Source organism: Thioclava sediminum (genome assembly GCF_002020355.1).
GTDB lineage: Bacteria > Pseudomonadota > Alphaproteobacteria > Rhodobacterales > Rhodobacteraceae > Thioclava > Thioclava sediminum.
Map to the genome: position 1 here is coordinate 98636 of NZ_MPZV01000002.1, position 17939 is coordinate 116574.

Consider the following 17939-nt stretch of genomic DNA (forward strand, 5'->3'; position numbering starts at 1 on the left):
CCAACGCCCGGATGTTAAAAGAGATCGCTGCCCTCACGGGCGGAAACTTCAAGCAGTCCCATAACATAGCCGGCAACAGAGCGGAAAGATATGAGTGAGATTTCACTTTCCCCGGAGCGCCAGAACGCGGCCGCGACTTGCGCCGTGCGGGAGCGGCGGATCTCGCCTTCGGGCAGGGTTGCGATATCGGCGGGCGAGAGCTTCATCACCACCTGATCCGCCTTGTCCCCACGAATGGTGAACATCGCGCGGGCATCCGAGACGTTGACGACCAGCGCATGGTCTGCGGCAAGCGCCTCGGCCAGCCGTGCAGTCAGTGCGGGCGCCTCGTCATGAGCGCAGATCAGCAACAGCTCATCCGGGCTCATCCAGGCGATGGAGCGCCCGTCAACGGTCTCGATGCGGCGCGCGCCGGGAACGGGAAGCCCCTCGGCCTTGAGCGCCTTGGCGAGCCCCTTGGCCTCCAGATCGGAGCGGATCGAGATCATGCCCACCAGCCCGGCCTCGGACACGGTGACGAAACCTTCGTGGGTCTGGCCCGAAAGGGCGCTGACGGCCTCAGACATTCTGCTTCTCCCCGTCCTTATCGTAGAAGACCGGATCGACGATCCGCGCCTTGACCATTTCCTCGCCCTCGCCGGTGAACTCGATCACCTCGCCCATCCGGTCGGGCCCGTTCAGTACCAGCCCCATCGCGATGCCCTTGCCAATCGTCGGCGAGTAATAGGTCGAGGTGACGCGGCCTTGCGTGTTGCGCTGACCGTTGTCGTTGAACCCGTCGGCGGGCGCGTGGCTGCCATCGGGGATCACCGATCCGTCGAGCGTCTCCAAGCCGACCAGCTTCCAGCGGTTCGGGTCGGTCATGTGGGACCGCTCCTGCGCGCGCTTGCCCAGATAGTCGGTCTTCTTCTTCGAGAGCGCCCAGTTCAGCCCCAGATCCTGCGGGATCACCGTGCCGTCGGTCTCGTCGCCGATCATGATGAAGCCCTTCTCGGCGCGCATTACATGCAGCGCCTCGGTGCCGTAGGGCATCACGCCAAGCGCCTCGCCCTCGGCCATGAGCGCCTTCCAAAGCGCGAGGCCTTGGCTCGCAGGCACCGCGATCTCGTAGCTCAGCTCGCCCGAGAAGGAGATGCGGAAGATGCGAGCGTCGAACGTGCCCAGCTTGCCCTCGGTCCACTTCATGAAGGGCAGCGTCTCCTTGCTGACATCCATGCCGCCCAAGCGCTCCAGCAGCTCGCGCGATTTCGGACCGACGACGGCGATCTGCGCGTATTGCTCGGTCAGGTTCGTGGTATAGACCTTCCAGTCCCACCACTCGCATTGCAGCCAGTCTTCCATCCAGCCGTGGATGTGATCGGCCCCGCCCGAGGTCGTGTGGCACAGCCACGTATCCTCGTCGAGCCGCGCCACGACCCCGTCATCCATCAGGAAGCCGTTCTCGTTGCACATCAGCCCGTAGCGGCATTTGCCCACCGGCAGGGTCGACATCATGTTCGTGTAGAGCATGTCGAGGAATTTCCCCGCATCGGGCCCTTTCACCACGATCTTGCCCAGCGTCGAGGCGTCGAGCATGCCCACATTCTTGCGGGTATTGGTGATCTCGCGATTGACCGCGTCACGGTGGCTCTCGCCCGATTTCGGGTAGCAATAGGGGCGACGCCAATGGCCGACCGGTTCCCAATGCGCGCCCTTGGCCTCGTGCCAGGACTGGATCGGGGTGCGGCGCAGCGGCTGGAACAGCTCGCCCTTGGCCTCCGCCGTCACAGCGCCGAGCGAAATCGGCGTGTAGGGCGGACGGAAGGTGGTCGTGCCAGTGGCGGGGATCGGTTGACCAAGCGCATCCGAGAGGATCGCGAGCCCGTTGATATTGCTCAGTTTCCCCTGATCGGTCGCCATGCCGAGCGTCGTGTAGCGCTTGGTATGTTCGACCGACTCGTAGCCCTCGCGCGCAGCGAGTTGCACGTCGGAGACTTTCACGTCGTTCTGGTAGTCGAGGAAGCTCTTGAAGCGCAGCGCGTCGGGCGCGCCTGCGGGCATCATCCAGACCGGGGCGAGCGGCGCTTCTTCCTCGGAAGCTGCGCCGATACCCAGACCGCCCATCGCCTCGGAGAGCGTCAGATCGCCATTGGCGGCCCCCACGACCGTCGCCATGCCGGTCCCGTCCGCGCCGGTCGGCGGACGGTTGGGATCGGGGCGGAACATCGCGCGCGCATCGTCCCAGGTTAGCTTGCCGCCGCAATGGGACCACAGGTGCACGACCGGCGACCAGCCGCCCGACATCGCGACGCAATCGCAGTCGATCATCTCGACCGCACCGCCCTCGCCTGCCTGTGCGCAGATCTCGACGCCGGAGACGCCCTTGCGGCCCAGCACTTTCGCGATGCCGCGCCCTTCGAGGACACGCACGCCGCGCGCCTTCACGGCTTCGGCCAGTGCCCCATGGGTTTCCTCGCGCGCATCGACCACGGCCGAGACCGTCAGACCTGCATCGAGGATCGCGAGCGCCGTGCGGTAGGCGTCGTCATTGTTGGTCACGAGCACCGTGCGATCACCGGGCGAAACCGCCCAGTTCACGATGTAATCGCGCACCGCCGAGGCCAGCATCACGCCAGGCACGTCATTGCCCGCGAAGGCCAGCGGACGCTCGATCGCGCCCGTCGCGGTGATCGTGTGGCCTGCACGGATACGCCAGAGGCGGTGACGCGGACGGCCATCGCCGGGGGTGGTGTCGGCGAGGTTCTCGTAGCCGATGACATAGCCATGATCGTGCAGGCCCGCCGCCATCAGGCGGGTGCGCATCGTGACGTTCTCCATCGAGGACAGTTCGACCAGCGCGCTGTCGATCCAGTTCTGTGCGTCGTGACCGTCGATCTGACCGCCATCGACGGGCGTGCGCCCGCCCCAGTTCGGGGTCTGCTCGATCAGCCAGACGCGCTTGCCCGCGCGACCTTCCTTGAGCGCCGCGGCAAGACCCGCCACACCGCCACCCACGACGAGCACGTCGCAATGGGCATAGACCTGTTCGTAGCGATCGGGATCGGCCTCTTTCGGCACGCCGCCTAGACCTGCGGATTTGCGGATGATGGGTTCGAAGAGGTGCTTCCACGCAGCTCGCGGCGCCATGAAGGTCTTGTAGTAGAAGCCCGCGGGCAGGAATTTGTAGAAGGTGTTGTTGATCTCGCCGATATCGAAGTCGAGCGACGGCCAGTGGTTCTGGCTGGTGGTCTCAGCCCCTTCGAACAACTCGGTCGTGGTGGTGCGCTGATCGGGCTCGAACCGTGCGTTACGACCCAGACCGACGAGCGCGTTCGGCTCTTCCGCGCCAGACGCCACGATCCCACGCGGGCGGTGATATTTGAACGACCGGCCCACCATGACCTGACCGCCGCCCAGCAGAGCCGAGGCCAGCGTATCGCCCGCAAAGCCGCGCATCGGTTTGCCGTTGAAGGTGAAGGCGAGCGGTTTCGCGCGGTCGATCAGACGACCACCCTTGGAAAGACGCGTGCTCATTTATAGCCCTCCCAGTCGGGGCGTTTCGCTTTGATCTTCGCGATCACATCGGCGGGGGGCTCGGTGGTCTGCGCCTTGTAGGTCGCAAACACCTCGAGCGTGTTGGTGTCGCGTGCAGCCAGGAACCACTTGCCGCAGCCATAGGCGTGCCGCCAGCGCTCGAAATGGACGCCTTTCGGGTTCTTGCGGGCGAACAGGTAGCCCTCGAACTCGTCATCCGACGAGCCCGGCCCGAAGCGCTTGAGATGCGCCTCGCCGCCCGGGGCGAATTCGGTTTCCTCGGCGATGACGCCGCAGCAGGGACAGGTGAGGGTCAGCATTTGGGATGCACCTCGCAGTTGGAGAGCGCCGGGAGGGATTTGAAGCAGGTCGAAAGGGAGGTCGTCTTCATCAGTGCGCCACCCCTGCGGCGACGCTTTCGTCGATGAAGCGGCCTTCCTTGAAACGGTCGAGCCCGAATTGGTCGGTCAGCGGCGAGTGGCCGCGCGCGATCAGTTCGGCCATGCCATAGCCCGAGCCCGGGATCGCCTTGAACCCGCCGGTGCCCCAGCCGCAATTGACGAAGATGCCCTCGACCGGCGTTTTCGACAGGATGGGCGAGCGGTCACCGGTCATGTCCACGATGCCGCCCCATTGGCGCAGCATCTTGAGGCGCGAGATGATCGGGAAGGTCTCGACCAGCGCGCGGGTGGTTTCCTCGACATGGTGCCACGAGCCGCGCTGGGTGTAGTTGTTGAACCCGTCGGTGCCGCCGCCGATCACCATCTCGCCCTTGTCGGATTGCGACATGTAGCCGTGCACGGTGTTGGCCATCACGACGACGTCCATGCAGGGTTTGATCGGCTCGGACACCCAGGCCTGCAGCGCCACGCTCTCGATCGGCAGACGGAAGCCCGCCATTTCGGCCATGACTGAGGAGTGCCCCGCGACGACGATGGCGAGCTGTTCGCAGTCGATCTCGCCCTTGCTGGTCGAGATGCCCTGCACCTTGCCGCCTTCGGTGCGCACACCGGTCACTTCGCATTTCTGGATGATATCCATGCCCATGTCCGAGCAGGCCCGTGCATAGCCCCAGGCCACCGCGTCGTGCCGTGCCGTGCCGCCGCGCTTTTGCAGCAGCGCGCCCAGCACCGGATAGCGCGGCCCGTCGATATTGATGATCGGCACGAGGTCCTTGACCTGCTGCGGCCCGATCCATTCCGTGTCGATGCCTTGCAGGCGGTTCGCGTGCACCGTGCGCTTGTAGCCGCGCACCTCATGCTCGGTCTGGCCCAGCATCAGAAGACCGCGCGGCGAGAACATCACGTTGTAGTTCAGGTCCTGGCTGAGATCCTCGTAAAGCGCGCGGGCTTTCTCGTAGATCGCCGCCGACGGATCCTGCAGGTAGTTCGAGCGGATGATCGTGGTGTTGCGGCCCGTATTGCCGCCGCCCAGCCAGCCTTTCTCGATCACCGCGACATCGGTGATGCCATGCACCTTACCGAGGTAATAGGCGGTGGCGAGGCCATGCCCGCCCGCCCCCACGACGATGACCTTGTAGCGTTTCTCCGGCTCGGGGGAGCGCCATGCTCGTTCCCAGCCGCGATGGAAGCGCATCGCCTCACGTGCAACGGCAAACATCGAATAGCGTTTCATGAGCGCGCCTCCGAGCAATCTCGACTCTTTCGCCTTTGTGATGGACCGGGGCGGCGGACGAAAGCCCCCCTGTTGCGGCATCGCAGGGAAAAAAGCGACATGGGCCTGCGACATCGAGTTCCATTCACGCGCTAGACCCTTTCGGCGCGGCGTCATCTCGCCTAAATGGGGAACGAAGGATGAGGAGACGCCATGCTGTTCTGGATTATCGCCGCCGCGCTCGTTGCGGTCATCGCGCTTTTGTTCGCCCTTGCGCTGCTGCGCGGGCGCGGCGAGGACGAGATGGCCCCTGCGGCCTCGTATGACGTGCAGGTCTATCGCGACCAGCTGCGCGATCTGGAGCGCGACGTCGAACGCGGCGTCACCTCGCGCGAGGAAGCCGACCGCGCGAAGCTGGAAATTTCGCGCCGGATGCTCGAGGCCGACCGCAAGGCGCAGGCAGGCTCCGATCTGGGCCGCGCGCCAAAAGGGGCGACCATCGCGGTCGTGCTCGGCGTCGTCGTGATTTTCGGCGGGGCATTCGCGCTTTACGATTACGTGGGGCAGGACGGGTACGAAGACCAGCCCATCGGCGTGCGTCTTGCGGATGCCGACAAGCTTTATGACAGCCGCCCCTCGCAGGCCGAGGCCGAGAAAATGGCCAAGGCCCGCGCGACCGCCCCTCAATCCAACCCGGATCCGCAATTCCTCGCACTGATGAAGAAGCTGCGCGAAGCCGTGGCGAAAAAGCCCAACGATCCGAAAGGTCTCGAATTGCTGGCACGCAACGAGGCGACTCTGGGCAACTTCGATGCCGCATGGAAGGCGCAGCAGCGTCTCGTCGCGACCAAGGGCGATTCTGCGACGGCGCAGGATTACGCCGAGCTGGGCGACATGATGGCCGTCGCGGCAGGCGGAATGATCACCCCCGAGGCGGAGAAAGTCTTCGCGACCGCACTGACGATGGATCCGAAGAACGGGCTGTCGCTCTATTATGTCGGCCTGATGATGCTGCAGAACGGGCGTGCCGACCGCGCGTTCCGCTTCTGGGACAGCGCGTTGCGCAACTCGGAGAATAGCGACCCCTGGGTGCCGATGATGCGGCAGAACATCGAGGAACTGGCATGGCTCGCGGGCGAGAAGGACTACACCCCGCCCAGACCGCGCGGCGCCCCCGGCCCGTCGCAGGCCGATGTCGCGGCGGCGGCGGATATGTCGCCCGAGGCCCGTCAGGACATGATCCGCTCGATGGTAGAACGGCTGAACGACCGGCTCGCACAGGAAGGTGGTAGCGCGGATGATTGGGCACGCCTGATCTCCTCCCTGCGCATGATCGGCGAGGTCGACCGCGCCGATGCGATCTATGGCGAAGCGAAGGGCAAATTCGGCTCGCGCCCGGAAGACATGGCGAAGATCGATGCGGCCCATCAGGCGCCCGCCGGTCAGGCGCTCAAGGATATGGGTGGCGCCTCGGCGGGGCAAAGCGCACCGCAAGCGGCACCCGCCCTCCCCGGCCCGAGCGCCCAGCAGATGAAGGAGGCGCAGTCCATGACGCCCGAGGAGCGCCAGCAGATGATCCAGGGCATGGTCGACGGTCTCTTTGACCGGCTGACCACCGACGGCGGCACGCCGCAGGAATGGGCCCGCGTGATCTCGTCGCTCGCGACTCTGGGCGAGAACGCACGCGCCAAGGAAGCCTGGGGCGAGGCACAAAAGGCGCTGGCCGACAACCCGGACGCGCTGGCTCAGGTCGAGGCAGCCGCGAAATCGGCAGGTGTGGCGGAATGATCTGCGAGACGATCGAAGAGTTCGCCGAAGCGATCCCCCGCATGGGCGGGGTCGCGGGGCTCGATCTGGGCACCAAGACCATCGGCGTCGCGGTGTCCGACGGGCTGCGCTCGGTCGCGACACCGCTCTCGACGATCAAACGCAAGAAATTCGGCGTCGATGCCGAGGCGCTCCTGAAGATCGTGGCGGAGCGCGAGCTGAAGGGCCTGATCCTAGGCCTGCCGAAGAACATGGACGGGACCGAGGGCGCGCGCTGCCAATCGACCCGTGCCTTCGCCCGCAACCTTAGCCGCCTCACCGATCTGCCGATCAGCTATTGGGACGAGCGGCTGAGCACGGTCGCCGCCGAACGCGCGATGCTGGAGGCCGACATGTCGCGCGCCAAACGCGCCGAGGCGATCGACCACGTCGCGGCCAGCTTCATCCTGCAAGGCGCGCTGGATCGACTGCGCTATCTGGGGGCGGCATGAACGATCCGCAAAACACCGACGACATCTGGAAACGCGCCGAGATCGAGAGCCCCTGCGTCAAGCTCTGCCAGATCCACCCCGAGGCGCGGATCTGCATCGGCTGCTACCGCACGATGGAAGAAATCGGCGCATGGTCGCGGATGACGCCCGAGGCGCGCCGCGAAGTGATGGCGGAACTGCCCGAGCGCGCGCCGCAACTTCGCAAACGCCGGGGCGGGCGCGCGGGGCGGCAGGACCGCTGAGCGCTTAAGCGCCAGCCCCTTTCGCCGGGAAGACGAAGCAGCGATCACGGCGGATCATCAGCCACATCGGCGTGCCGGGCTTCGGCAGGAAGACGTTCGGGACGCTGGCGCGCAGGATCGTGCCGTCGAAATCCATCCGAAACTCGACGAGGCTCTCGCGGCCCAAGAAGCGCGCGCGTTCGACCACGCCACGCGCGGGCGTTCCGTCCTGCGGCGTCGGGGCCGGGCCGCGCCCTGCCCGGTCGAAATCGATCTTCAGGTGCTGCGGGCGGATCACGATGTCGATCTCGGTCCCGTCCGCGTGGCCCGGCGTCAGGAAATCGCCGAATGCGGTCTCGGTCAGCGCGTCCTTCACCTGCCCCTTGAGCACGTTCACATCCGAGAAGAACGCCGCCGCCGCGCGATCCACCGGCGCGTTGTAAAGGTTGTAGGGCGCACCGCGCTGCACGATTTTCCCGCCGCGCATCAGCAGGATCTCATCGGCCATCCGCATCGCCTCATGCGGCTCATGCGTGACCAGAAGAACGGCCGTGTTTTCCTCTTTCAGAAGCGCCAGCGTCTCGTCGCGGATATCGTCGCGCAGGCGCTCGTCCAGTCCCGAGAAAGGCTCATCCATCAAGAGGATACGCGGCCGTGGCGCAAGCGCGCGCGCCAGTGCCACGCGCTGCTGCTCGCCGCCCGAAAGCCCGTGCGGATAGCTGTCGCGATGCCGCGTGAGCCGCACCTTCCCGAGCAGTTCCGTCACGCGGGCGCGTTTCGCCGCTGAGTCGCCCTTGAGGCCGAAGGCGATATTCTCGGCCACCGTCAGATGCGGAAACAGCGCGAAGTCCTGAAACATCAGCCCGATCGCGCGTTGCTCGGGCGGGATACGGAACACCGTGTCGCAGATCAGCTTACCATCGACGTAGATCTCGCCCGTATCCTGCATGTCGACGCCCGCGATCAGCCGCAGCGTCGTCGATTTGCCGCAGCCCGAGGGGCCCAGCAGACAGGTCACCTGCCCCGCGGGGATCGCGAAGGACACGTCATCGACGACGGCCCGCCCGTCGAACACGCGGCCAAGCGCGCGAACTTCGAGGCGCGGAGGGGGTAATTGTGCGCTCATACAGCGAAATCTCGACCGAAAGTGTCAGGCAATGCAGGGCGGGAGATAGCAGCCCCCCGCCCCCCAAGCAAGCCCGGCAGGTCCGGCAGACCCGGCTTAGATCGAGATGTTGTTCAGCCCGCCGTCGAGCATCACGTTCTGCCCGACCATGAAACCCGCATGGCCCGAACACATGAAGGCGCAGGTCGCGCCGAACTCCTCGGGCGTGCCGTAGCGGCCCGCCGGGATCGTCGCCTCGCGTTGCGCTTTCGCCTCCTCGACCGAGATGCCCTTCGCCTTCGCTGCCCCGGTATCGAGCGATACCGCGCGGTCGGTCGCGTGCAGGCCCGGCAGCAGGTTGTTGATGTTCACGCCATATTCGGCGACCTGCCGCGAGGTGCCAGCGACGAAGCCGGTCAGGCCCGACCGCGCGGAATTCGACAGGCCGAGCTGCGCAATCGGCGCGCGCACGGATTGCGAGGTGATGTTGACCACCCGCCCCCAGCGCTGCTCGATCATGGCAGGCAAAACCGCCTGCATCATCGCGATCGGCGCGAGCATGTTCGCGTCGAGCGCCGCGATGAAATCGTCACGCGACCAGTCGCGCCAGTTGCCCGGGGGCGGGCCGCCCGCATTGGTCACCAGAATGTCGACCTCGCCCGCTTCGCTCAGCACCGCCGCGCGCCCCTCGGGCGTGGTGATGTCGGCGGCCACGGGCGTCACGGTCACCCCGGTCGCAGCCATGATCTCGTTCGCGGTCGCGGCCAGCGCATCGGCACCCCGCGCGTTCAGCACGATCTCGACGCCCGCCTGCGCAAGCGCCATCGCGCAGCCCCGTCCAAGCCCTTTCGACCCCGCACATACGATCGCCTTGCGGCCCTTGATCCCAAGATCCATCGCGCCCTCTCCTTTGCTGTCATTCTCCGGCGTGCTCCGGCGGGGCCCCTCGCACGAAACACCGCGCGCCGCCCTGCCAGCTTCGCCTCGGACAGTAGCTTGCGCGCGGGGGAGGACAAGCGCGCTGTCGCCGCTTGACCATCGGGAGCAGCCCGCGGTAAGCCGATGCGATCCATCAGTTTCAGACGGCCCGGCAGGGCGAGGGAGAGCGCGTGTCCAACCCGAGCCAGATCGTTCACGTCTTCGAGGCCGAGGATATCTGGGTCACTTCCGGGGCCAATCAGGGCGACGCGCTCGGTCCTGCCGAAGACTGCGAACCCGGCGACATCTATCAGCTTCATCGCGCCGCCAAACCGCGTCGCCTCGTGCTGGCCCAGCAAGGCGCCGCGCCGATCGTGGCGACAGGCTCCGAGATCGGCGCGCCGGGCGATGCGCTCGCGCTGATCGCGCGGCACCTGCTGATCACGCCCGAGGGCGACACGGTCGATATCCTGATGATCCGCCACGACGCGACGGGCGCGCTTTATGCGCTGCCGCTTTCACCGATGGCGGCGCGCTTCGATTACACGCTTCTGGAAGCCAGCGAAGACCCCGGCGAGGCGCTGCTGTCGGACCTCGTCTGCGTGGCCTTCACCACCGGCACGATGATCACGCTCGCGGGCGGCGCGCAGATGCCGATCGAGCAACTCACTCCGGGCGCGCGCGTCCTGACCCGCGATAACGGCCCGCAACCGGTGAAGCTGGTGGCGAAGGCGACGATGCGCGCGCTGGGGTCTTTCGCGCCGGTCGTGATTTCGGCGGGCGTGCTGGGCAACGAGGGCGATCTGGTGATCTCGCCCCATCACCGCGTGTTCCTCTATCGCCGCGGCGTGCACAAGCTGGGCGACACGTCGGAAATCCTCGTGCAGGCAAAGCATCTCGTCGATGGCGAGAATGTCTGGCAGCGCGAGGGCGGTTTCGTCGATTACTACGCGCTGGTCTTCGATCGGCACGAGATCATCTATGCCGAGGGCATCCCGGTGGAGAGCCTGATGGTCTCGGAAGCGACGCTCTCGCTGCTTCCCGAAGAACTCGGCCGCGAGATTTCAAACCGCCTGCCCGACCTCGCCCATCGTCAGCATTTCGGTACGGAAGCCACACGCGAACTGCTGGACCGGATCGGGCGCGAGAAGCTGTTCCGCAAGCGCAAGGACTGAGGGTGGAGGGGGCGCTGCCCCCGCTCTTCTCTGCCCTCCGCTCGCGCTTCGGGCGTTCGGCGGGGCGTCCTTCCACTGGAAGGCTGCTAAACCCGCCTCACCCCCCGGGATATTTTTGCCAAGAGGAAGAGGTTAGCCGTTCAGCACGTCGAGCGCGGCTGCGTGGATCTCGGGCGATGCGGCAGCAAGCACCTGCCCGCCGCGATGGGCCGGACCGCCCTGCCAGTTGGTGACAAGGCCACCCGCCGCCTCGATCACCGCGATCGGAGCCGCGACGTCATAGGGCTGCAGCCCCGCCTCGACCACCAGATCGATCTGACCGGCGGCGAGCAGCGCATAGGCGTAGCAATCCATGCCGTAGCGCGTCAGCCGCACCTGTTGCGAAAGCCGCGCGAAGGCCGCGCCTTCGTCGGGCGTGCCGACTTCGGGGAAGGTGGTGAAAAGCGTCGCGCTGTCGAGCCCGCGCCCGCTGCGCACGCCGAGACCGCGCCCGCCATGCGGCCCCTCCAGCGTCGCGCGGCCGAAGCCGCCGGTGAAACGCTCTCCGATATAGGGCTGGTCGATCACGCCCATCATAGGCGCGCCGGGGCCATCCGCTTCCTCGGCGCATAGCGCGATCAGCACGCCCCAGGTCGGCGTACCCGACAGGTAGCCGCGCGTGCCGTCGATCGGGTCGAGCACCCATGTCAGGCCGCTCTCGCCACGGGTCACCCCATGTTCTTCACCGTAGATGCCGTCTTGCGGGCGGCGTTCCGCGATCAGGGCGCGCATCGCGGCCTCGGCGGAGCGGTCGGCCTCGGTCACCGGATCGAAACCGCCTTCGAGCTTGTTATCCGCGCCGATCCCGCCCACGGGCCGGAACTGCGCCAGGGTCTCGCGACGGGCGCAATCGGCAAGGTCATTGGCCAGCACGGCGAGCGCCGCACGGGTATCGGTGTCGAGATCAAGCATCGGTGTCCTCCCCGGGCCGTGCCGTCACCGCAACCGCCCCCCAGAAATGAGATAAGGGGAGCGGTAACCGCCCCCCTTCTCCGGGTCAAGCTGCCGACCGCCCCACATTCGGTCGCCAGTTGCGCCTAAACTCGTCTGCGTGGCGCTCAGGCCGCGTCGGACAGAACCTTGGCCAGTTCGAACAGCCGGCGGCGCTGCGCCTCCGGGATCGCGTAATAGGAACGCACGAGTGCGAGCGCCTCCTTGTCGGACAGAATATCCCCCGCCACTTCCGGTTGCATCCCGCTGTCTTCCGCGAGACCCTCGAAGAAGAACGAGATCGGAACCTCGAGCGCATCCGCGATATCCCAGAGACGCGACGCCGAGACGCGATTCATCCCGGTTTCGTATTTCTGAATCTGCTGGAATTTGATCCCAACTTTGTCCGCAAGCTGTTGTTGGGTCATCCCAATCATCCAGCGCCGGTGCCGGATACGCTTGCCCACGTGGACATCAACCGGATGCTTCATACTCTTTCCCCTTTAAGCCAATTTCACCCGCAAACTACCGTGCGCTGAGTGTGGCCTGCGCGGGTAAAATCTCAAACCTGTCTAAAAAGACAGGGAATTTGCGGCTTTCCGCAGCACACCTAACCTAAAGGATAGGTCGCCCGCTATTCGCCTTCCGCGTGTTTTGCGATTTGCAAATCAACGACTCAGGTGCCGTAGGGGAAGATGGTGGCGCTAACCGGTCTGTCACGAGGGATTGATTCGCGCGTCAACCCGCGGATCGGACCTGCCGCGGGGTCGCTTCCGGCACCAAAAGCGCGGGCTGGTCCTGATCTCTCGCGCGGTTTATCACGGACGCCGAAGGGTCCGCCCGCTTGGCAGACCCGCCTCGAGACACAACCTGCCGGAGCATTCGATGCGCGCCTATGTTCAGACCGCCCCCGGGCAACGCCCCGAGCTGACCGAAATCCCCCTGCCCGCGCCGGGGCCGGGCGAGGTTCAGGTGGCCATCCGGGCCTGCGGCCTGAACTTCGCCGACCTGCTGATGATCGAGGGGAAATACCAAGACACCCCCGCCCCGCCCTTCACCCTCGGGATGGAGCTCGCGGGCGAGGTCATCGCGGCAGGCGAAGGCTGCACCCTCGCCCCGGGCACCCGCGTTGCGGTCTTTGCGGGCCAAGGCGGGCTGGCGGAGGCGGGCAATTTCCCGGAAAGCCGCTGCACCCCAATGCCGGACGCGATGAGCTACGCGCAGGCTGCGGCCTTCCAGATCGCCTATGGCACCAGCCATGTGGCGCTGGAGACGCGCGCAGCGCTTGCCGAGGGCGAGACGCTGGTGGTTCTGGGCGCGGCTGGTGGTGTCGGCCTCACCGCTGTCGAGATCGGCAAGAAGATGGGCGCACGGGTGATCGCCTGCGCGCGCGGCGAGGCGAAGCAGCAAATCGCGCGGGACGCCGGAGCCGATGAGACGCTCGACAGCGAGAGCGACGACCTCAAGGGGGCCATCAAGGCGCTTGGCGGCTGCGACGTGGTCTATGACGCGATCGGCGGCCCGGCGGGCGAAGCGGCGTTCCGCGCGCTGAAGCCCGGCGGGCGCTATCTCGTGATCGGGTTCGCCAGCGGCAGCCAGCCGAAGCTGCCGCTCAACCACGCGCTGGTGAAGAATATCGCGATCCACGGGCTCTACTGGGGTGGCTATCTCAAGCTCGACCCGCAGGTGCTGACCGGCTCGATGGCGCGGCTGTTCGACTGGTTCGCGCAGGGCGGCCTCAACCCGCATATCGGCGCGACCTATCCGATGGAGCAGATCCCGGACGCGCTGGAGGATCTGCGCGCGCGCCGCTCCACCGGCAAGCTGGTCATCGAGATCGGCGCTCAGGCATAGGCCTCGCGGAGCATGGCGCGAAACGCGTCGACCGGGTCGCCGGTCAATCGTCCCGTGTCATAAAAGCAGATGCGAGAGCGGCCGATCGCCGGCAGGCCGCTCTCGGGCCCCAAGGCCACGCAGCCCAGCGGGATATATCGCGACAGACGCACCGCGACGCCCATATCGGCCGCCACCGTTGCGCTCGCCATTTCGTCAGATTGCCCCTCGAAAGCGGATTTCGCCTCGATTCCGACCGATTCAAGCGCCTCCAGCGCCGCGTCATAGAAGGCGCAGCTTTCCTCGATCGACAGCATCAGCGGGCGCTCGCAAAAGGCCCGCCCGAGCTGCGCGCCGATCCAGACCAGATCATCGGAAGCCAGCACCTCGGCCTCGTGTCCGGGCTTGTCTTCGGTGGTCAGGATAATATCGAGCTCCCCCGCATCGAACATCCGGCGCAGCACCGACGAACGGCGCGAGACAAGCTGCAGGCGCACCATCGGCCATTGCTCGGCCATCGCGCGCAGCAGGCCCGGCATTTGCGGGCTGACCAGATCATAGGGCAGACCGAAGCGCACGGTCACCTCGGCGTCCGCCGCGCGCAGCCGCGCCAGCGCCGCATCGTTCTCGGCACAGATGCGGCGGGCGTGGTCCAGAAGCGAGCGCCCCGCACGGGTCAGCGCCATCTTGCGGTTCGCCCGGTCGAAGAGAACCTTGTCGAGCGCTTCCTCCAAGCGACGGATCTGCATCGAGACCGCCGATTGCGTCAGGTTCAGAAGTCGCGCCGCCTGCGTCACCGACCCGGTCTCGGCGACCGTGAGGAGCGCCCGCAGCGCGGCGATATCGAGGTTTTGCGCCATGTCCGCCCATCCATCACGTTTCGTGATGCTTATTAGCACAATCATTCGTTTTCATCATCAATAAACTTGCGCCATCCTTCTCGGCAGGAACGATCTGCCACGGAGGATGAGACGATGACCTTCCTGACCCGGCGCAACGCCGCCTGCTGCGCCCCTGCCCGTCCCGCACGGCAGGGCCTCTTTGCGACCCTCGCTCGCATGGCCGCCTATCACCGGTCGCGCCGGGCTCTCGAGCGCCTTGATTCAAGGCTTCTCGACGACCTCGGGCTGAGCGAGACCGAGGCCGCATTCGAGGCACGGCGCTGGATTTGGGACGCCCCCGATCACTGGCGCGCGGGCCGCTGAGACAAAAGACGTGAAAACAGTGCGAAACGAGGCATTTTCGAGCGGCCCCAAATCTTGAATTTCGGGGCTGCTCTGCCAATATCGGTAGCGAAACCGGTCCGAGGGACGACCGGGAGATATAGTTGGAGGTGCTGATGGCTGATTTCGAAACGATGCGGACCCCCCAGGCGGGCACGCGTCAGGCTGCGATTGACGAGGGTCTTCGCGCACATATGAACAAGGTCTACGGGCTTATGTCGCTGGCGATGCTGGTGACCGGGGCCGTGGCGTTTGGTGTGGGTACGAACCCGGCGCTCGTTGCCGCGATCTTCGGCTCGGGCCTCAAATGGGTTGTGATGCTGGCTCCGCTGGCGATCGTCTTCGCCTTCGGTGCGATGATCAACAAGATGTCGACCAGCACGGCGCAGATCGTGTTCTTCGTCTATGCCGCGCTGATGGGGCTGTCGATCAGCTTCATCTTCGCTGCCTATACCGGCATCTCGATCGCGCAGACCTTCCTCGTGACGGCGATCTCCTTCGCGGGTCTTTCGCTTTACGGCTACACCACGAAGCGTAACCTGAGCGCGATGGGCTCGTTCCTGATGATGGGTCTGATTGGCCTGATCGTCGCTTCGATCGTGAACATCTTCCTCGCCTCCTCGGCGATGGCCTTCGCGATCTCGGTGATCGGCGTTCTGATCTTCGCGGGCCTCACGGCCTACGACACGCAGAACATCAAGAACACCTACCTGCAGCTCGCGGCCAGCGACTCGGAGTTCATGGGCAAAGCCGCCATCATCGGCGCGCTGCAGCTCTACCTGGACTTCCTGAACCTGTTCATGTTCCTGCTGCAATTCATGGGCAACCGGAACTGATCCGCGCCCAAGCGAACACGACACGAAGCCCCGCCCAACCGGCGGGGCTTTTTCATGTCAGCCCATCCGCAGCGCCATATCGAGCATGCGGTTGGAGAAGCCCCACTCGTTGTCATACCAGCCGAAGACCCGGATCAGCCCATGCTGGGTCGCCCGCGTCTCGGGCAGCGCCATGACGATGCTCTCGGGGCGCGCGCGCAGATCGGTGGAGACGAGCGGTTTCCCGGTCGTGCCGATCACGCCACCCGCGCCTTGCAGCACCGCGTTGATCTGCGCGACCGTGGCAGTTTTTTTCACCGTCACCGCCAGATCGACCGCTGAGACAGAGGCCGTGGGCACCCGCACCGCCTGCGCAATCAGGCGACCGGCGAGATCGGGGAGCACCTCTTCCATCAGCTTGCCTGCGGAGGTCGTCGTCGGCACCATCGACAGCGCGGCGGCGCGCGAGCGCTCCATCGGGCCGCGCGGCTTGTCGACCGTGGGCTGCGAGCCGGTATAGCAATGCACCGTTGTCATCGAGCCGGTGACGATCCCGAATTCCGCATCGATCAGCCGCGCAAGCGGCGCCAGCGCGTTCGTCGTGCAGCTGGCGTTGGAGACGATCTTCTGCCCGTTCAGCGCCGCATCATTAGCGCCCAGAACCACGGTGATCTCGGCCGCTTTCGCAGGTCCGGAAATCAGTACGCGAGACGCGCCACCCGCGATCCCCTGCCCCGCGATCTGCGGGCTGTCGGCGCGACCGGTGCATTCCATCACCAGATCGACATCCGACAGATCGAGCGTGGAGATATCATCCGCCCGGTGCAGCGCGATCCGGGTGCCGTTGATCACCAGCGCACCCGGTTCCAGCGCGACCGTGCCCCGCCACGGGCCAAAGACGCTGTCATATTCGAACAGGTAGGCCAGCATCTCGGGCGCTTCGATATCGTTGACGCCCACGATCTCGAGCCCCGGCCAGCGCGCAGGCGCCTCCGCCCAGGCGCGCAGCACCGAGCGACCGATCCGTCCGAACCCGTTTATGAAAACACGCATCTGGCGCACCTCCTGCAAACGCCCTTAGCGCCGCAGGGCGCCAAGGGAAAGTGCGCGATTGTCACCGATACGAGAGACTTCAGGCCGACAGTTCGTGCGCGGTGATCTGATAGGTGAAGTCCTTGGCATCGAGATAGTCGCGGCGTTTGCCGTCGATCTCGGCCTGCGGATACATCAGATAGGGCAGCTCCGGCCCGTCCGACCCCGGCAGGTCCACGTCATGCGCGTAGTTATAGCCAACCCAGTTGCCTTCCCATGCGCCGAACAGCTTCGCGCGCACGTCGACCACCTTCGGGTCTTTGAGCCCCAGATGGCCCTCGCCTTCCTGCAGCATCACCTTGCGCACATCGGCGGCGTCGGCGGGCACCCAGCCGAAGCCGCTCAGCCAGACTTCCGAGCGGCAATGCTGCGCGCCGGTGGCATCTTCGGATTTCAGACCGAGGCTCTTGTAGCCGAAGCGCGAGGGCGCGACGCGAATGCCATAGACATCACGTGCGGGCAGACCGGCAGCACGTGACAGCCCGACGAAGAGCGCGTTGAGATCGGCGCATTTGCCCGACAGGTCGCCCGAGGTCAGCATGAAAGAGATATCGCCCAGACCGCAGCCCGGCGTCTTCGGATTGCGCACGGTGTTCTCGACGATCCATTCGTAGATCGCGCGGGCTTTCTCCAGATCGCCGGTCTTCCCGCGCGTGATCGAGTCGGCGGTCTGCTTCACGATCCCGTCGGTCGGCAGCAGCTTGGTCGCGGCGGTGAAGCGCGCACGCTCGACCTCGTCCAGCGGCGCCACGTCGCCCGGCTTGCTCAGATCGACCACGAAGTCCTGCGTCTGGGCCTGCGTCGTCAGGGTCAGCGTACGCGGGCCCTCGGAGGCGCCCCAGACCGCATGCACCATCGGCGTGCCGGTGTCGGACGCATTCACGATCTGAACCTCGTCCGCATCGCTTTCCCAGTTCACCGCGCCGGGCTTCATCCAGCCGTCGCCATGCACGGAAGGTACCGGCACCCAAAGCTGCGCCGTCTCGCCACCGCCGGGCAGGCTGACCTTGGTGACCAGCTCGAAGCTGCGCCAGCCCGTGGGCTTGGGGTCGAACGCCGCCATCGCACCGCGCGGGCTGGCCGCCAGCGCCATCGAAGCCGCACCGAGTTGCAGAAGACGCCGTCTGTTCAAAGCCATGTCACCACTCCGCTGAATACTGGCCGCGTTCTACGCCCACGCCCCTGCAAGAACAAGGCAGCAGT

General features: G+C 65.9%; 18 protein-coding genes. 7 read left to right on the forward strand and 11 right to left on the reverse strand.

From position 1 onward, the window contains the following. Positions 1 to 14: 14 nt before the first annotated feature. The 4 genes from BMI91_RS07730 to BMI91_RS07745 all read right to left on the reverse strand — a co-directional run bounded on the left by BMI91_RS07730 (position 15) and on the right by BMI91_RS07745 (position 5148). A complete protein-coding gene (locus tag BMI91_RS07730; RefSeq protein WP_078604555.1) occupies positions 15 to 566 on the reverse strand; it encodes a sarcosine oxidase subunit gamma in 552 nt (183 codons plus the stop codon). Continuing rightward, positions 559 to 3513, reverse strand: coding sequence for a sarcosine oxidase subunit alpha family protein (locus BMI91_RS07735; RefSeq protein ID WP_078604556.1), 2955 nt, complete (start codon positions 3511 to 3513; stop codon positions 559 to 561). Before BMI91_RS07735 ends, BMI91_RS07730 begins: the two co-directional genes overlap by 8 nt. Then, the gene (locus BMI91_RS07740) at positions 3510 to 3833 is read right to left on the reverse strand and encodes a sarcosine oxidase subunit delta (protein ID WP_078548063.1); all 324 of its coding nucleotides are present in this window, start codon (positions 3831 to 3833) and stop codon (positions 3510 to 3512) included. Before BMI91_RS07740 ends, BMI91_RS07735 begins: the two co-directional genes overlap by 4 nt. Positions 3834 to 3903: 70 nt before the next feature. Next, positions 3904 to 5148, reverse strand: a complete 1245-nt coding sequence (locus tag BMI91_RS07745; protein WP_078604557.1) for a sarcosine oxidase subunit beta family protein — start codon at positions 5146 to 5148, stop codon at positions 3904 to 3906. A 192-nt stretch (positions 5149 to 5340) separates the two neighbouring features. On the opposite strand from BMI91_RS07745, the gene ccmI reads away from it, so the two are divergent. From ccmI to BMI91_RS07760, 3 genes are read left to right on the forward strand one after another with little or no spacing between them, the layout of a single operon-like run. Further along, positions 5341 to 6915, forward strand: coding sequence for a c-type cytochrome biogenesis protein CcmI (ccmI, locus tag BMI91_RS07750; RefSeq protein WP_078604558.1), 1575 nt, complete (start codon positions 5341 to 5343; stop codon positions 6913 to 6915). Next, positions 6912 to 7385: a Holliday junction resolvase RuvX gene (gene ruvX / locus BMI91_RS07755; protein WP_078604559.1), complete on the forward strand. Its 474-nt coding sequence runs from the start codon at positions 6912 to 6914 to the stop codon at positions 7383 to 7385. The genes ccmI and ruvX overlap by 4 nt, the downstream gene beginning before the upstream one ends. Further along, the gene (locus tag BMI91_RS07760) at positions 7382 to 7627 is read left to right on the forward strand and encodes a DUF1289 domain-containing protein (protein ID WP_078548071.1); all 246 of its coding nucleotides are present in this window, start codon (positions 7382 to 7384) and stop codon (positions 7625 to 7627) included. Before ruvX ends, BMI91_RS07760 begins: the two co-directional genes overlap by 4 nt. 4 nt (positions 7628 to 7631) lie before the next feature. On the opposite strand, the gene BMI91_RS07765 is transcribed toward BMI91_RS07760, so the two are convergent. Then, complete coding sequence (locus BMI91_RS07765; RefSeq protein WP_078604560.1) at positions 7632 to 8732, reverse strand: ABC transporter ATP-binding protein; 1101 nt, start codon at positions 8730 to 8732, stop codon at positions 7632 to 7634. Between the two features lie 96 nt (positions 8733 to 8828). Then, positions 8829 to 9608: an SDR family oxidoreductase gene (locus BMI91_RS07770; RefSeq protein ID WP_078604561.1), complete on the reverse strand. Its 780-nt coding sequence runs from the start codon at positions 9606 to 9608 to the stop codon at positions 8829 to 8831. Positions 9609 to 9820: 212 nt separating this feature from the next. Here BMI91_RS07770 and BMI91_RS07775 point away from each other — a divergent pair, with 212 nt between their 5' ends. Continuing rightward, the gene (locus BMI91_RS07775) at positions 9821 to 10804 is read left to right on the forward strand and encodes a Hint domain-containing protein (protein WP_078604562.1); all 984 of its coding nucleotides are present in this window, start codon (positions 9821 to 9823) and stop codon (positions 10802 to 10804) included. A gap of 132 nt (positions 10805 to 10936) precedes the next feature. Here BMI91_RS07775 and BMI91_RS07780 read toward each other — a convergent pair whose 3' ends face one another. Together BMI91_RS07780 and BMI91_RS07785 are read right to left on the reverse strand one after the other, a co-directional pair. After that, on the reverse strand, positions 10937 to 11755 hold the full coding sequence (locus tag BMI91_RS07780; protein WP_078604563.1) for an inositol monophosphatase family protein: 819 nt from the start codon (positions 11753 to 11755) through the stop codon (positions 10937 to 10939). Positions 11756 to 11901: 146 nt separating this feature from the next. Further along, positions 11902 to 12264: a helix-turn-helix domain-containing protein gene (locus tag BMI91_RS07785; protein ID WP_078541876.1), complete on the reverse strand. Its 363-nt coding sequence runs from the start codon at positions 12262 to 12264 to the stop codon at positions 11902 to 11904. A 394-nt stretch (positions 12265 to 12658) separates the two neighbouring features. Here BMI91_RS07785 and BMI91_RS07790 point away from each other — a divergent pair, with 394 nt between their 5' ends. Continuing rightward, positions 12659 to 13627, forward strand: coding sequence for an NADPH:quinone oxidoreductase family protein (locus BMI91_RS07790; RefSeq protein ID WP_078604564.1), 969 nt, complete (start codon positions 12659 to 12661; stop codon positions 13625 to 13627). Here BMI91_RS07790 and BMI91_RS07795 read toward each other — a convergent pair. After that, on the reverse strand, positions 13618 to 14466 hold the full coding sequence (locus BMI91_RS07795) for a LysR family transcriptional regulator (protein ID WP_158522116.1): 849 nt from the start codon (positions 14464 to 14466) through the stop codon (positions 13618 to 13620). The genes BMI91_RS07790 and BMI91_RS07795 overlap by 10 nt on opposite strands. Before the next feature lie 114 nt (positions 14467 to 14580). Between BMI91_RS07795 and BMI91_RS07800 the strand changes: the two genes are divergently transcribed. Continuing rightward, positions 14581 to 14811: a DUF1127 domain-containing protein gene (locus tag BMI91_RS07800; protein WP_078604566.1), complete on the forward strand. Its 231-nt coding sequence runs from the start codon at positions 14581 to 14583 to the stop codon at positions 14809 to 14811. A gap of 134 nt (positions 14812 to 14945) precedes the next feature. Next, positions 14946 to 15665 (forward strand): Bax inhibitor-1/YccA family protein, encoded by a 720-nt coding sequence (locus BMI91_RS07805; protein WP_078541880.1) that lies wholly within the window; start codon positions 14946 to 14948, stop codon positions 15663 to 15665. Between the two features lie 57 nt (positions 15666 to 15722). On the opposite strand, the gene BMI91_RS07810 is transcribed toward BMI91_RS07805, so the two are convergent. Then, the gene (locus BMI91_RS07810; RefSeq protein WP_078604567.1) at positions 15723 to 16697 is read right to left on the reverse strand and encodes a type I glyceraldehyde-3-phosphate dehydrogenase; all 975 of its coding nucleotides are present in this window, start codon (positions 16695 to 16697) and stop codon (positions 15723 to 15725) included. A 79-nt stretch (positions 16698 to 16776) separates the two neighbouring features. Further along, positions 16777 to 17874 (reverse strand): transglutaminase-like domain-containing protein, encoded by a 1098-nt coding sequence (locus tag BMI91_RS07815; RefSeq protein ID WP_078604568.1) that lies wholly within the window; start codon positions 17872 to 17874, stop codon positions 16777 to 16779. Positions 17875 to 17939 lie beyond the last annotated feature (65 nt).

Excerpts from the sequence above, each read along its gene's own strand:
- BMI91_RS07730 (WP_078604555.1), bottom strand. The coding sequence starts at position 566 with ATGTCTGAGGCCGTCAGCGCCCTTTCGGGCCAGACCCACGAAGGTTTC.
- BMI91_RS07735 (WP_078604556.1), bottom strand. The coding sequence starts at position 3,513 with ATGAGCACGCGTCTTTCCAAGGGTGGTCGTCTGATCGACCGCGCGAAA.
- BMI91_RS07740 (WP_078548063.1), bottom strand. The coding sequence starts at position 3,833 with ATGCTGACCCTCACCTGTCCCTGCTGCGGCGTCATCGCCGAGGAAACC.
- BMI91_RS07745 (WP_078604557.1), bottom strand. The coding sequence starts at position 5,148 with ATGAAACGCTATTCGATGTTTGCCGTTGCACGTGAGGCGATGCGCTTC.
- ccmI (WP_078604558.1), top strand. The coding sequence starts at position 5,341 with ATGCTGTTCTGGATTATCGCCGCCGCGCTCGTTGCGGTCATCGCGCTT.
- ruvX (WP_078604559.1), top strand. The coding sequence starts at position 6,912 with ATGATCTGCGAGACGATCGAAGAGTTCGCCGAAGCGATCCCCCGCATG.
- BMI91_RS07760 (WP_078548071.1), top strand. The coding sequence starts at position 7,382 with ATGAACGATCCGCAAAACACCGACGACATCTGGAAACGCGCCGAGATC.
- BMI91_RS07765 (WP_078604560.1), bottom strand. The coding sequence starts at position 8,732 with ATGAGCGCACAATTACCCCCTCCGCGCCTCGAAGTTCGCGCGCTTGGC.
- BMI91_RS07770 (WP_078604561.1), bottom strand. The coding sequence starts at position 9,608 with ATGGATCTTGGGATCAAGGGCCGCAAGGCGATCGTATGTGCGGGGTCG.
- BMI91_RS07780 (WP_078604563.1), bottom strand. The coding sequence starts at position 11,755 with ATGCTTGATCTCGACACCGATACCCGTGCGGCGCTCGCCGTGCTGGCC.
- BMI91_RS07785 (WP_078541876.1), bottom strand. The coding sequence starts at position 12,264 with ATGAAGCATCCGGTTGATGTCCACGTGGGCAAGCGTATCCGGCACCGG.
- BMI91_RS07790 (WP_078604564.1), top strand. The coding sequence starts at position 12,659 with ATGCGCGCCTATGTTCAGACCGCCCCCGGGCAACGCCCCGAGCTGACC.
- BMI91_RS07795 (WP_158522116.1), bottom strand. The coding sequence starts at position 14,466 with ATGGCGCAAAACCTCGATATCGCCGCGCTGCGGGCGCTCCTCACGGTC.
- BMI91_RS07800 (WP_078604566.1), top strand. The coding sequence starts at position 14,581 with ATGACCTTCCTGACCCGGCGCAACGCCGCCTGCTGCGCCCCTGCCCGT.
- BMI91_RS07805 (WP_078541880.1), top strand. The coding sequence starts at position 14,946 with ATGGCTGATTTCGAAACGATGCGGACCCCCCAGGCGGGCACGCGTCAG.
- BMI91_RS07810 (WP_078604567.1), bottom strand. The coding sequence starts at position 16,697 with ATGCGTGTTTTCATAAACGGGTTCGGACGGATCGGTCGCTCGGTGCTG.
- BMI91_RS07815 (WP_078604568.1), bottom strand. The coding sequence starts at position 17,874 with ATGGCTTTGAACAGACGGCGTCTTCTGCAACTCGGTGCGGCTTCGATG.